11 protein-coding genes are annotated in these 13,562 nt (G+C 70.1%); 4 read left to right on the top strand and 7 right to left on the bottom strand.

Annotated elements, in window-relative coordinates; genetic code table 11:
* Position 1: 1 nt before the first annotated feature.
* The 3 genes from ABEA33_RS06760 to ABEA33_RS06750 all read right to left on the bottom strand — a co-directional run bounded on the left by ABEA33_RS06760 (position 2) and on the right by ABEA33_RS06750 (position 3,040).
* The gene (locus ABEA33_RS06760; protein ID WP_345525958.1) at positions 2–328 is read right to left on the bottom strand and encodes a hypothetical protein; all 327 of its coding nucleotides are present in this window, start codon (positions 326–328) and stop codon (positions 2–4) included.
* 180 nt (positions 329–508) lie between these two features.
* Positions 509–2,464 carry a clostripain-related cysteine peptidase gene (locus ABEA33_RS06755; RefSeq protein ID WP_345525957.1) on the bottom strand — a complete coding sequence of 652 codons (1,956 nt, stop codon included), beginning with the start codon at positions 2,462–2,464 and terminating at the stop codon, positions 509–511.
* Between the two features lie 105 nt (positions 2,465–2,569).
* Positions 2,570–3,040: a hypothetical protein gene (locus ABEA33_RS06750; RefSeq protein ID WP_345525956.1), complete on the bottom strand. Its 471-nt coding sequence runs from the start codon at positions 3,038–3,040 to the stop codon at positions 2,570–2,572.
* A gap of 217 nt (positions 3,041–3,257) precedes the next feature.
* Between ABEA33_RS06750 and ABEA33_RS06745 the strand changes: the two genes are divergently transcribed.
* From ABEA33_RS06745 to ABEA33_RS06735, 3 genes are all read left to right on the top strand, one after another.
* Positions 3,258–3,674 carry a DUF7144 family membrane protein gene (locus ABEA33_RS06745; protein ID WP_345525955.1) on the top strand — a complete coding sequence of 139 codons (417 nt, stop codon included), beginning with the start codon at positions 3,258–3,260 and terminating at the stop codon, positions 3,672–3,674.
* 3 nt (positions 3,675–3,677) lie between these two features.
* A complete protein-coding gene (locus ABEA33_RS06740; protein ID WP_345525954.1) occupies positions 3,678–4,151 on the top strand; it encodes a DUF7144 family membrane protein in 474 nt (157 codons plus the stop codon).
* A gap of 122 nt (positions 4,152–4,273) precedes the next feature.
* Positions 4,274–6,961 (top strand): winged helix-turn-helix domain-containing protein, encoded by a 2,688-nt coding sequence (locus ABEA33_RS06735; protein ID WP_345525953.1) that lies wholly within the window; start codon positions 4,274–4,276, stop codon positions 6,959–6,961.
* Here ABEA33_RS06735 and ABEA33_RS06730 read toward each other — a convergent pair.
* Positions 6,934–7,569, bottom strand: coding sequence for a hypothetical protein (locus ABEA33_RS06730; RefSeq protein ID WP_345525952.1), 636 nt, complete (start codon positions 7,567–7,569; stop codon positions 6,934–6,936). The two genes, ABEA33_RS06735 and ABEA33_RS06730, sit on opposite strands and share 28 nt — an antisense overlap.
* Positions 7,570–7,718: 149 nt before the next feature.
* On the opposite strand from ABEA33_RS06730, the gene ABEA33_RS06725 reads away from it, so the two are divergent.
* Positions 7,719–9,359, top strand: a complete 1,641-nt coding sequence (locus ABEA33_RS06725; protein WP_345525951.1) for an MFS transporter — start codon at positions 7,719–7,721, stop codon at positions 9,357–9,359.
* An 8-nt stretch (positions 9,360–9,367) separates the two neighbouring features.
* Here the strand turns inward: ABEA33_RS06725 and ABEA33_RS06720 are convergent, their stop codons facing one another.
* Genes ABEA33_RS06720 through ABEA33_RS06710 form a run of 3 tightly spaced genes read right to left on the bottom strand, consistent with a single transcriptional unit; the run spans position 9,368 to position 13,365 of the window.
* Complete coding sequence (locus ABEA33_RS06720) at positions 9,368–9,856, bottom strand: DUF1269 domain-containing protein (protein WP_345525950.1); 489 nt, start codon at positions 9,854–9,856, stop codon at positions 9,368–9,370.
* Between the two features lie 18 nt (positions 9,857–9,874).
* Positions 9,875–10,633, bottom strand: a complete 759-nt coding sequence (locus tag ABEA33_RS06715) for a hypothetical protein (RefSeq protein WP_345525949.1) — start codon at positions 10,631–10,633, stop codon at positions 9,875–9,877.
* Positions 10,633–13,365: a cation-translocating P-type ATPase gene (locus tag ABEA33_RS06710; protein WP_345525948.1), complete on the bottom strand. Its 2,733-nt coding sequence runs from the start codon at positions 13,363–13,365 to the stop codon at positions 10,633–10,635. The genes ABEA33_RS06715 and ABEA33_RS06710 overlap by 1 nt, the downstream gene beginning before the upstream one ends.
* Between the last annotated feature and the right edge of the window lie 197 nt (positions 13,366–13,562).

Genomic DNA, 13,562 nt, shown 5'->3' with positions numbered 1-13,562 from the left:
TCTACGTTCCCATGCGGGCCGGCACGAACCTTGCAACGGGGCGTCGACTACCCCCGTCGTACGACGAGGATAGTGACGTCGCCGCGCCGCGAGACGGTGTGGTCGCGGACCGCCGAGCGCATCCGGGTGACCAGACGGTCGGGCCGGGGTCGACGTAGGACAACCGGTCCGCAGCCGGCTCGATCACGGCGCCGACCTCGATGCCGTCGGCGACCGGCGACAACTGCGAGAGCGCCGCCTGCCGCGCGCGTACCGCGGGCCGGCCCAGCACCAGCGCCTCCGACGCTCGACGGGTTGCATCGAGCTCGTCGAGCAGGTGCCGACGCATCGTGTCGCCGTCCTCCCCCCTTCGGTGACCTCGCGCGGGCCGCCGCCGACCACGGCGTGCCGGAGCTCGCCGCTGGCGACCGCGCGACTGCTGCGGCCGAGCTCGGCGAGAGGCCGCAGCAGCCTGCGGTTGACGGCGCAGGCACCGGCGAGGAACGCGACGATCGACGCGAGGGTCGACCTACGGAACCTCGACAACCGAGCTCAACGTGCTGCTGTTGCCGCCGAAGTCGGTCAGGGTCAGGTCTGCCTGGACAGTCGTGCCCGAGTCGAGCGGCACGAACTCGTAGGTGAGGTCGGCGACGTCCGAGTAGAGGCCGACATCGGTGGTCGGCTCCCAGGTCTGCTCGCCGTCGGCGCCGATGGTCAGCACGTCGGGGATGATCACGCCCTCCGGGTCGGGAGCGAGCTCGCCATACCCGCCGGACTCCTCGTCGTAGATGTAGATCGTCTCGCTGACGAACTCGGCGGAGTCGATGTCGAGGACGAGCGAGAGCAATGCGTCCTTCGGGTCCGCGTGGTCCGGGTCGGTCGAGGCGTAGTAGGTCATCGGTACGTCGAAGAACGCCGTCGCGAGGTCCTCGCTGAGGTCCAGGTCGGTGTAGGCGTACGCCGAGTCCTCGCCGTCGCTGATCTGGAGGTAGCTCAGGTCGTAGCTGCCGGAGGCCGTCGGGGCATCGCCGGCGTCGGTGTAGTCGGCGATCTCCTCACCGAAGTAGGTGATCGAGTCGTCGTCGTTGACCAGCGCGTAGCTGATCGTGGCCTCGGTGATGTTGTCGAGCGCGGCGGGGTCGAAGGCGCCGGTCAGCGTGATGCCGCCGTCGTCGTCGAAGGTGACGTCCGGACCGGTCTCGGCATCGGCGAACTCCGGTTGCTCCTCGTCCGGGATGGCGGCACCGGCGGAGTAGTAGGCGTCGAGGAAGCCGGACCAGCTGTCCGCGCTCGGAACCTCGAGGTAGGCGCCGTCCGCGAGCTCGCGCTCGGGCGGGAGGTAGATCGAGAGGCCGGTCGCTCCGGTGGTCGCTACCCCGAAGACCTCGTCGAGGACGGCGGCGTCCAGCGCGTCGACCACGGCGTCGGCCCGGTCGGCCACGTCCGGGGCCGCCTCACCGATCGCCGTCGCGAGCAGGCCGAGGTCGCTGAGGTGCTTGTCCTGGGTCTCGTCCGGACTCTTGCCGAACGCGAGCGTGGTCGCCTCGGACTGACCGACCGCCGGCGCCACATCCGCGCCGCCGTCGGCGAGCGCCTCGGCGAACCCGTCGACCGCGTCGTCGACCTGGCCCATCTGGGTGAGGTCGATCATCGACAGGGTGATCTGGTCCTGGGTGCCCTGCTCCTCGGCCTGGCTCGAGAACCCGGCCAGGATCTCCTTGCCGAGCTCGTCGACGCTCGCGTCGGGGTCGTCGGCCAGGAGCTGCAGGGAGCCGTAGTCCCAGCCGTGGCCGGGCTCGAGCTCCTGCGAGGCGACCATCCGGTCGGCGAGCGGCGCGACGGCGCTCGCCACCTCGTAGCTGGCCATCAGGCAGGCATCGAAGCCGAGCAGGTCGAGCTTGTCGACCCCGGCATCCTCCAGGCCGCTGGAGATCGCACCGGTGATCTCGTCGAGGTCGAGCACGTCGTAGTCGCTGCCCTCGTCGGGCCCGATGCCCGGCCACGAGGCGCCGTGATCGGAGATGATCAGCGCATAGTGGCCGGCTCGGTTGTCCTTGATGCCGTCGGCGATGAAGCCGGCGAGCAGCTCGGGATCGGCGGAGTCGACGTCGCCGAGGTCCTCGACGACCTCGGTCGTCCCACCCTGGCCGATGTCCAGCACCCGCGCACCGACCCACGCTCCCTGGTCGAGCAGCTCGTCCTCGCCGTACTCGGCGGAGCGGTCGACGAACTCGCGGACGTGCAGGTTGTCGTTGGAGCCGACGGCGCCGATCTCGTTGACGTCGGCGACCATGAACGGCTCGAGGTTGGTGTCGGCCATCGAGTAGTGCAGCACCGTCCACCCGTCGCCCTCGCGTCCGGTGTGGGCGGCCGGCTGGTGGTCGGAGTCGTCGCCCGAGGCGTCCCCGGAGCAGGCAGCGGTCAGGAGCAGGAAGGCAGCGGCCGCGGCCGCGGTGGCGGTCCGTCGCGAGGGGGTGATGGGCACAACGGACGAGCGTAGGGCTGCTGATGGAGGTCGGTACGACTAACGCAGACGCCTGCCGTCACCGGGCTAGTCAGGCCGCATCAGCTCGACGGGAACCCTCAGGTCTCAGCGGTGGTGGTAGTGCCGCACGCGCTGGGCCTTGTAGTCGTAGCAGGTGTCACCGGCGACGCTGCTGGGGACGTGGTGTCCCTTCAGGATGGCGCAGCTCCAGATCTCCTGCGTCCCCTGGATCTCCTTCCAGTGTCCGTGCACGACAGCCCACAGCGCGGCGTACCCACCGCAGTCGTTGACGCCGCCGACGGCGAAGCCGTCGGTGCGCAGCCTCTCGACCGTCACACCGACGTAGGCATACGAGCAGGTCGACTGGTCGGCGAGGCGCTGAGCCTTGCGCCCGATGAAACGCTTGAAGGACTTCGGGGCGCCGCGCAGGTGCGTCGCGTCGGCCCGGGACTGGACCTCGATACCGGGCGACTCGCCCCCGGCGTACACGACGAGGCGCGGCTTCGCCTGGGTTGCAGCCGCCGCAGCGCTCGCCGCTGCCCCGCCGTACGAGCAGAGCATCAGGGTGACAGACACGCAGAGGAGCACGCCGAGGGCTGTTTTCGTGGTCCCGAGCCGGAGGTTCATGCCGGTGTGACGCCGCGAGCACGGAGTTGGTAGCACACCAGCAGCCCATTGTTTCGTCGCCAGCGCTGGTCAGCCACGGACGCCACACGGGTCCACCCTGCCTGGGGTGGGGCGCCTCCACCCGGGTCAGCGGGACGCTCGAGATCTGACCTTCGGAGGAGGACACGTGAGCAGTGGGACTCGACACGACGTTGACGACTCGACGAAAGGGTTCGTCGCGGACCTCACCGCCGCCTTCGGCGGCGTACTGCTGATGATCGCGTCGGCCTTCGACATCCTCCAAGGCGCCTCCGCCGTCGCGAACGACGACCTGTATGCCCAGGGCAGCGAGTACCTCTACAAGTTCGACATGACGGCGTGGGGATGGGTGCACATCATCCTCGGCGTGCTCGGCGTGCTCGTGGCTGTCGGCATCCTGATGCGCGCGAGCTGGGGGCAGATCACGGGCATCATGGTGGCGAGTCTGTCGATCCTGACGAACTTCATGTTCCTGCCGATCTACCCCGTCTGGAGCGCCTTCATCATCGGCTTCAACGCGCTCGTCATCTGGGCGTTGTGCTCCCAGCTGAAGGGCTACCGGTGACCCGTGGCCGGTGACTTCGGCTACGGCGCGAACAGGTCGGGACGGGTTGCGTTCGCGCACGTCGTCTCGCCGTTCGCCGCCTTCCTGCTGATGATCGCCTCCCTGCTCGACATCCTCCAAGGCGCGTCGGCCGTCGCCGACGACGAGCTCTACACGCAGGCCAAGCAGTACTTGTACGAGCTGGACCTGACCGCGTGGGGATGGACTCACATCGTCATCGGCGTGCTCGGTGCCGTCGTGTCGGTGGGGATCCTCCGGCGGTCAGGTTGGGGGCTGGTCGGCGGACTGGCGGTGGCGATCGTCGGGATCCTGACGAACTTCGCGTTCCTGCCGGTGTACCCCGTCTGGAGCGGGTTCGTCATCGCCTTCAACCTCGTCGTCGTCTGGGCGTTGTGGGTCCAGCTCGACCCGCAGCCGCGCCCGGATCTCCGGCCGCATCCGATCGCGGAGCTGAAGAGCTACCAGGACGACAGATAGCCGCTCGCACAACCCTCGATCTGGGGATGTCCCTCGACGTCATTCTGCGGTTTGATAGTCAAGGCGACACTGGCAGACCGCCGGTGGGGGGTGTCGGGCGCCAGATCCGCAGGTGAACGGAAATGACCGACGACGCGGGTCATGCACAACCCGTCGACAGCCTCGCACTGCTCAACGAACAGTCTAGAGCCGGGCGCTCCACGATCTCCCAGTCCAAGCTCCGCCCCGCCGCGAACCCGACGTACCTGGTCGAGCGCCCGCGGCTGCACACCCTCTTGGACCAGTCCACGCTGGCGCCCCTGACGCTGGTGGTCGCTCCGGCCGGTTCGGGAAAGACCTCGCTCCTGCGCAGCTGGGTCGCCGCCGCTCCGTTCCCCTACGCCTGGCTGTCGCTGGACGCGGATGACCGCGACCCCGTGCAGCTGTGGCGCGGCGTGTTCGCCGCTCTCGAGGGGATCGCACCCAACTGTGCGGCGGCCAGTGCCGACCGCATGCGTCGCCCAGGCCGCCTCGCGGACGCGATCGTCTCGGTGCTCGATGACCTGGAGGCTCGGGACTACGAACCCAAGGTGCTCGTGATCGACGACCTGCAGCTGATCGACGAGGAGAAGGAGATCAGCGCGCCGCTCGCGCTGTTCGCACAGCACCTGCCGTCCTGGCTGCACGTCGTGATCGCCAGCCGGCACGAGCCCCGGCTCCCCGTGCACCGGCTGCGGGCACGCGGCGAGCTGGGCGAGGTGCGCTTCGCCGAGCTGCGTTTCTCGTTCGACGAAGCGGCGTCGATGCTCGCCCGACTGGTCCCCGACCTGGAGCCGGACCTGGCGATCGAGGTCGCGACCCGTGCGAGCGGGTGGGCGGCGAGCATCCAGTTGGCCGCACTCACGGTTCGGTCTGCCCGGGCACGAGGAGTCGGGTTCCTCCCCGACCAGGACGGCGACCGGCACTACCTCGAGGACTACGTCTGGCTCGAGGTGCTCGCCACCGAGGACGACGACCTGGTGGACACGTTGTTGGCGACCTCCGTGGTCGAGCGAGTCGATCCGGGCCTGGCCCGAATCCTGACGGGGCGGATGGATGCCGCCGAGCTCCTCGCGCGAGCCGAGGAGCGCGGTCTGTTCGTCACCCGCATCGAGCTGACCGGCGCCTTCGAGATGCACGCACTGGTGCGTGAGGTCCTGCTCTCCGTGCTCGCGCGTCGCTGGCCCGAGCGGCTGCGGCAGCTGCACGGCTGGGCGGCGGGCTGGCACGAGGCGCACGGGCAGACGGTCACCGCGCTCGAGCACTGGCTGCGCGCCGACCGCCCCCGCGACGCTCTCCGGCTGCTTGCGAGGGAGGCGGCCGCTCTCTCCGACGGTGGTCACGAGAGCACGATCCGGCGCTCGATCGAGGCCATTCCCGAGAGTGTCACGTCCGGCGACCTCGAGGCCTTGATGGAGTACGCCTGGTGCCACCTGTTGGTCGACCGACGTCGGTTCGTCGCCTTGGTCGACTCGCTCAGCCGGGGGGTGGATGCCGGATCGCTCGGCGGGGGACCTGTCCTGGTGGCGCGGCTCGAGGTCCTGCAGTCCATCGCGGCCACGTTGCGGGGTCATTGGACGGACGGGGCGTCGTTGGCCCGCTCGGCGCTGCAGGAGCTGCGGGACGGGTGGTGGCTCGATCCGATCGGGCAGTTCGCCTGGAACATGATCGCGCGCGACATCGCGTTCTCGGAGCGGTGGGACGACGCCAGCAGCGAGGCGCGGCAGGTCGTGCGCGCTCTGGGGGTAGCACCCGATCGGCGGCTCGCGCTCGAGGGGACCCGGGCACTCGCCGAGGCACTGGCGGGGAGACCGGTGGACGCGCTCAGGCTGGCGGCGGGAGTGCGGAAGGCGTCGGAGGTCGGCAACCTGACCATCCTCCGCACCGAGCTCGTCACCGCCGAGGCGCTCGCTCACCGTGAGCTCGGTGAGCTGCCCACGGCACGTCCGGTGCTGCTGGAGCTCGCGACCGAGCGGATCGAGCCGGCTCCTCACTGCCAGCTGCTCGCGCAGCTCGAGCTGACCCAGGTGAGGATCGAGGAGGGCAACATCGAGGCGGCGCGGCGCGCCTTCGACCAGGCCGCGGAGCTCGTCGACACCGAGCTGACCGGGCCCGACGCCCGCTCCTGGCTGGCCCGCGCCGGCACCTCCCTCGCCCTCGCGTCCGGCGATCTGGAGGATGCACGACGCTGGATGACGCAGGTCCGAGACCCGTTCTGGACGGGGATCGCCGCGGCGCGGGTCCTGCTCGAGGTCGACGACCGGGGTCAGGCAGTCGAGGCACTGAAGACCGTGACGCCCCGGTGCACGCGGCACCGGGTCCTGGCCGACGTGCTGCAGTGGCGGGCCACGGTCGACCAACAGGAGGCCGAGCGGTGCCTGGTGGCCGCCGTACGACTGGCCGCGGGTCACGGACTCGTCCAGACGGTAGCGACCGAAGGGATCGCGGTAGTCGAGGCCGTCGAGCGCCTCGCCTGGCAGGCGCCCCCGACCTGGCTCTCCCGCTTGCGTCGGGCGGTGGTCCCGGGGGACGCCTCGCAGGTCCTGCCGGACCAGGGCCTGATCGAGGCGCTCACCGATCGCGAGCTCGAGGTGCTGCGGCTGCTCCCCAGCCGGTTGACCCTGCGCGAGATCTCCGACGAGCTGTTCATCTCGATCAACACCCTGAAGTTCCACCTCAGAGTCATCTATCGCAAGCTGAACTGCACGTCACGCGCCGAGGCCGCCGAGGCAGCACGCGCTCTGACGAGCCTGCGCCGGACGGGTCAGCCGTCGAGCACCCGGCGACGCTGAGCCTCGTACTGGTCCAGGGTCAGCAGCCCGCGCTCGAGCAGCTGCGCCAGCTCCCGGACCTGCGCGGCCGAGTCGAACGCGGGCGCCGACCCGACAGCCGACGACGCGGTCAGCGGCCCGCGGACGAGCAGGTCCGGCCGCGTCCCGTTGCCGCGTGCAGCGGCCGGGTCCATCTGGCCGAGCACCCGGTCCCGCCCGATCCGCTCCCCTGCGGTCAGCCTCCCCCCGGCGGCGGTCGCCGCGGACGCGAGCATGGCGGCCCACCGGTCCTCCACCAGGAGCAACAGCATCACGGCGCCCGGAGCCAGGGTGGCCGCGGTGAGATCGACGTCGTGCGGCGTAAGCCGTACGCCGTCGTCCGCGAGGGTCGTCCCGAGAGGCGCGAGAGCGAGGTCGTCTCGCGGGTCGATGGCCACCACCGCTGCTTCGCGGTCGGGGCGCAACAGCGCGACGGCGTCGACGAGACGGACATGGCCGGCCTCGACCAGCTCCGCGACCGCGTCCACGACCGGCGCCAGGTCCGCGACGGACGGCACCGAGACCACGACGTACTCGAGCAGGTCGGGGTCGGGTGCCGGTGAGTGCGCGGGCGGTCCTGCGTCCGGCATGGTCGTCACCTCACCTGGGGTCGTCATCCGCGTGCCCGGATCATGACGCTCCGACGGGTGGCCTCGCACCACCCCTGACGGGGTGAGGCGTTGCCACCCACACCGACGAGACGCTGCCAGTCCACCGTCGACCAGGAGCGGCTCTGCTCATGTCCAGCCCCACGAGCACGTCGACCCGAGCCGCGGCGTCCGGCGCCGTCCTGCTGACCCTCGCGTCGGGCCAGTTCCTGATGACCCTGGACAGCTCGGTCATGAACGTGTCCATCGCGCAGGTCGCTGAGGACGTGGGTACGACGATCACGGGAGTGCAGACCGCCATCACGCTCTACACGCTGGTGATGGCGACGATGATGATCACCGGCGGCAAGATCGGTTCGATGATCGGTCACCGGCGCGCGTTCGCCATCGGGTGCCTGATCTACGGCGCCGGCTCGCTCACCACGGCGCTCTCCCCCAACCTCGCGGTGCTCATCCTCGGCTGGTCGGTCCTGGAGGGACTCGGGGCGGCGCTGATCATGCCGGCGATCGTGACCCTGGTGGCCTCGAACTTCGAGGCCGCCGAGCGGCCGCGCGCCTACGGTCTGGTCGCATCCGCTGGCGCCATCGCGGTCGCCGCCGGCCCCCTCATCGGCGGCGCCGTCACGACGTACTGGACCTGGCGGCTGGTCTTCGCCGGCGAGGTGATCGTGGTGATCGGCATCCTGTTGATGACCCGCAGGATCCAGGACGCGGTCCCCGGCGCCCGGGCGCGCCTCGACCTGGTCGGCGTGGTGCTCTCGGCCCTGGGGCTGGGCCTCGCGGTCTTCGGCGTCCTGCGGTCGGGTGAGTGGGGCTGGGTCACCGCCAAGCCCGGAGCGCCCGAGCTGCTCGGCATCTCGGCCACGGTGTGGCTGGTGCTAGCGGGACTGGTCGTGCTCCGCGTCTTCCTCTGGTGGGAGTCACGGATGGCAGAGCGCAGCCGCGAGCCGCTCGTCGATCTCGACCTGCTCCGCAACGCCCGACTGGTCGGCGGACTCACCATGTTCTTCTTCCAGTTCCTGCTCCAGGCAGGACTGTTCTTCACGATCCCGCTCTTCCTGTCCGTCGCCCTCGGGCTGAGCGCGCTGGACACCGGAGTTCGGCTGCTGCCGCTGTCCGTGACGCTGCTGGTCGCGGCGATCGGGATCCCGCGGGTCTGGCCTCGGGTGTCGCCACGCAGGATCGTCACCGGCGGCCTGGCCTGCCTGCTGGCCGGGATCGTCTCGCTGATCGGCGCACTCGAGTACGGCGCGGGCCCCGAGGTCATCACGGTCCCGCTGCTACTGGCCGGCCTCGGTGTCGGCGCACTCTCCTCCCAGCTGGGAGCCGTGACCGTGTCCGCCGTCTCCGACGAGCGCAGCGGCGAGGTCGGCGGGCTGCAGAACACGGCGACCAACCTCGGTGCCTCGCTCGGTACGGCGCTGGCCGGGTCGGTGCTCATCGGTGCGCTCTCGGCCAGCTTCTTCCTCGGGATCGACGGCAACCCCGACGTGCCGGAGTCCGTCAGCGACCAGGCCCAGGTCGAGCTCGCCGGCGGCATCCCGTTCGTGTCCGACCAGGACCTCGAGGAGGCGCTCGCGGAGACCGACCTCACCTCGGCCCAGGTGGATGCCGTCGTGGACGAGAACACCACGGCCCGGCTCACCGGGCTGCGGACCAGCCTCACGGTCCTGGCGATCATCGCCGCGCTCGCCATCTTCCTCACCCGGCTGCTGCCGACCGGGCCCGTGGGCTCGACCGACGAGACCGTCATCAGCGCAGAGCGACCCTGAGTGTCAGGTCAGCCACCGCCGAAGGTCTCCAGCAAGGTGCTCCGCTCGGCCTCGGTCAGGTTGGTCGAGACCAGGGTGCTGTCGCGGCCGTGGAAGCGTTCACCCAGGCGATCGAGGTCAGCGCCCTCGGTGACGAGGAACAGGGCCGAGCTGCCGGGGCCGACCTCGGTCCGGATCCGCTCCAGGTCCTCCTTCGTGATGCCGGTCCCGGCGGTGGCCTTGGCGAGCGCGCCGACGCCGGCGCCCAGCACGAGCCCCGCGACCGGGATCGCGAACAGGGCGCCCCCGAGGATGCCCCACAACGCTCCCCAGGCGGCACCACGCTTGGGACTGTCGTGGTCATGGTGGAGCGAGGGCTTCTCGGCGCCCTCCGGCCAGCTCACGACGGCATGGTCGACGATCGTGACCAGCCCGTCGGCCGCCGCCGACTTCAGTGAGGACTCCGCGCGGGAGGCGCCGTCGGGGTCCTCGAACTTCCAGACCGTGAAGGTGGTCATCACTCACTCCTCTGTGGTTCAGGTCGTCTCGGCCGCGAGAGCGGCGAGCGCGGACTTCGTCTTCATCTCCTGCGGGGCCGTGAGGTCGACGCCGTGCGTGCTCAGGAACACCTTGGTCTCCGCCGCGACCCGGAAGGCCTCGCTCTGCTTGCACTTCGTCGACAGCTCGAGGATCCGGCGGCCGGCGGGCAGCATCCACATCTCGGCCACCAGCTTGCGCGGGAAGCTCTCCGGCGTGAACTTGCACTTGAGCAGCTGCACCGGTCCGAGCACCCGGAGGTCGCCGAGCCCGACCCCCTCGGGCAGGCGGTCCGCGACGAGGTCGCGCTGGTGCTCGTCCAGCACGCGGCTGAGCTCGCGGGTGCCGGCCATGAGCTCCTTCGCCTTGCGGTCGGTGACCTGGGCGGTCAGGGAGCACGAGCACGTGAACCCGCTGGGCGACGCGTCGACCTCGACCTTGAAGCCGGTCAGCTTCCGCAGGCCATCCGGCACGTCGGCGGGCAGCATCGGACGCAGCTTGACCGTCACGTCCGCCGGCTTGCGCTGGGTACGCCGGGCGCGGATCACCAGACCGACGGCCGACAGGCGCAGGTCGGTGGTGTCGACGAACGCCACCTGTCGGATCTCGGCGGTCAACGGGTCGATCCCCAGGACACGCAGGAGCGGTCGCTGGTCGGTGTCCGGGACCGTGAGCTTCAGCTCGACGGCGTCGACATCGGGCAGGATCTGAAGCAGCTCGCCGAGCTGCTCGGCGTCGTACGTCGGCATGGTGCTCATCAGGGTTCCTCCGCTGGGGCGGTTCGGCGTACGAAGAACTTGACGACCTCCTCGACGAGGATGATCGAGGCGGCGATGCCGGTGCAGATGCACCACTGGTTGAAGGACAGGCCGGTCGTCCCGAAGATCCGCGCGAGGAAGTCGATGGCGGTGATCGCCACGATCGCGATCAGCGCGACGCCGTACCGCCGCAGCTGCATCACGCCCGGGAGGGCGTCCCGGTCGAAGATCGTGTGGGTCTGATCGCGGCTCAGCAACGCCCCGAAGAGGTGGAAGATCGACAGCGTCGTCAGGAGCATCGTGGCGGCGACGACGGGTCCGCCGTGGTCCTCGCCGATCTGGTACGCCGCGAGCGACCCGACGGTCATCACGGCGCCCTGCACGCAGAGTCGGACCCAGTCGTTGCGCGACAGCACCGGGGCGCCGATCGGTCGCGGCGGCCGGCTCATCAGCCCGCGGGCGGGCTGGTCGAAGCCGAGGGCGATCGCGAGCGGGATGTCCACGACCATGTTGAGCCACAGGATCTGGAGGGGGTTGAGCGGAGCGCCGTTCGCGATGCCGATGACGCCCGCCCCGATGAAGATCGCGATGTAGGCGACCAGCGTCGACATCTGGAACCGCAGGTACTTGAGCAGGTTGTCGTAGAGCGTCCGGCCGTACGAGACCGCGCCGACGATCGTCGCGAAGTTGTCGTCGGTCAGGATCATGACCGCGGCCTCCTTGGAGACCTCGGTGCCGGTGATGCCCATCGCCACACCGATGTCGGCGGTCTTGAGCGCGGGCGCGTCGTTGACGCCGTCGCCGGTCATCGCGACGACATTGCCCTTCTCCTTGAGGAGACGCACCAGCCGGACCTTGTCTTCGGGCGCGACCCGGGCGATGACACCGATCTCGTCGAGATCCGAGCGGAGCTGCTCGTCGCTCATCGCGGCGAACTCCGTGCCGGTGATCGCGCGGCCCTCGATGCCGAGCTCGCTGGCGATGGCGGCCGCCGTCGTCGCATGGTCGCCGGTGATCATCCGCACCCGGATGCCGGCGTCGTGGCACTCGGCGATCGCCGTACGTGCCTCGGGTCGCGGTGGGTCGACGATCCCGACCATCGCGAGGAGGGTGAGCTCCTGGACGTGCCCGATCAGATCACCACCTGCCTGGACGACGCCAGGATCCAGGTCTCGCTGGGCCACGACCATGACCCGCTCGCCTGCGTTGGCGATCTGGTCGTTGGCCTCGGTCGCGAGGCCCCGGTTGGCGTCGGTGATCGGCACCAACGTCCCGTCCGGGCTGCGGATCGTCGTGGCCCGCGAGATGAGCACGTCCGGCGCGCCCTTCACGTAGCACCGCACGATGGGGCGCCCGTCGTCCGAGGTCATCTCGTGGAACGTCGCCATGAACTTGTAGTCGGAGTCGAACGGCACCTCGGCGACGCGGGGAATCGCGGCCCGCGTCTCGTTGATGTCGAGCCCACCCTTTGCGCCCAGCACGATCAGGGCGCCCTCGGTCGGGTCGCCGATCAGCGCCTCGCCGTCGAGCACCGCATCGGCGCACAGCACCATCGGCAGCAGGTAGGGGTCGAGGTCGTGGCCCTGACCGCCGACGTGGCTGATCTCGCCGGCCGTGCTGTAACCCTCACCCGAGACCGTGTAGCGGTTCTGGCCGGGGATCACCAGCTCACGGGCGGTCATCTTGTTGAGCGTCAGGGTGCCGGTCTTGTCCGAGCAGATGGCCGAGGTCGACCCGAGGGTCTCGACGGCCGGGAGCCGCTTGACGATCGCGTGGCGCCGCGCGATCTCACGAGTGCCCATCGAGAGGAGGGCGGTGACCACCGCCGGGAGACCGGTGGGGATCGCCGCGACGGCGAGGGCGACGCCAGTGATGAAGAGCGTGTCGAACGACTCGCCGCGCGCCAGCCCGAGGAGGATGACCAGCACCAGGGCCACGGCCGCGATCGAGGCGATGATCTTCGAGAGCGAGTCGAGCTGGCGCTGCAACGGCGTCTTGCTCGTCTCGGTCTTGGAGAGCATGTCGGCGATGTGGCCGATCTCGGTGCCCATCCCGGTGGCGGTCACGATCATCTCGCCCCGGCCGCGGGTGACGGAGGTGTTCATGTAGGCCATGCACAGCCGGTCTCCGAGCGGCACGTCTTCTCCTGGCACCGGATCGACGGACTTGCCGACCGGGAGGCTCTCACCTGTGAGGGCGGCCTCCTCGATCTCCAGCGTCGCGGCCAGGCAGATCCGACCGTCGGCCGGCACCCGGTTGCCCGCCTCGACCAGCACGATGTCGCCCGGCACCAGCTCCTCGGCATCGATCTCGACCGCCTGACCGTCGCGGCGTACTCGGGCGATCGTCTTCATCATCTGCGAGAGCGCCTTGACGCTCTCCTCGGCCTTCGCCTCCTGGCGTAGGCCGATCACCGCGTTGAACACGGTCAGGCCGGCGAGCACCACCGTGGTGCCGGTGTCGCCGGTGACGAGCTGGTTGACGAGGGCGGCCGCCAGCAGGATGACCTGCATGAAGTCCTCGTACTGACGCACGAATCCGCGCCAGGCGGGCTCCTTCCTGCCGGCCGCCAGGCGGTTCCCGCCGTACGACGCGAGCCGCCGCTGCACCTCGTCGGCCGGCAGCCCGCGGGCAGGGTCGACGTCCAGTCCGCGCGCGACGGCCTCGGAGTCGGCGGACACTGGATCGACTGCGTGCGGTGCCGCGCTCAGCGACTCGCTACTCGTCGGCATCGCTCGCCTCCAGTCGGCAGGTGGGCAGGTCATCAGTGAGCCGAACTCCCGATGTTGCTGAGCGCGGGGGTGGTTGCGCCTCACCCCGATGCGGGTAGGCCCTGCGGCCCTCCTAGATGCCCACCCCGATCGGGGTGGCACCCAACCACCCAGATGCGTGTGAGCGTGACCGGAGCGCGCGGAGCGCGCGACGACGA

The sequence above is a fragment of the Nocardioides endophyticus genome (assembly GCF_039543845.1).
Lineage (GTDB): Bacteria > Actinomycetota > Actinomycetes > Propionibacteriales > Nocardioidaceae > Nocardioides > Nocardioides endophyticus.
The sequence above is the reverse complement of the archived record's forward strand: the minus strand, read 5'-3'. Positions and strand labels throughout refer to the sequence as shown.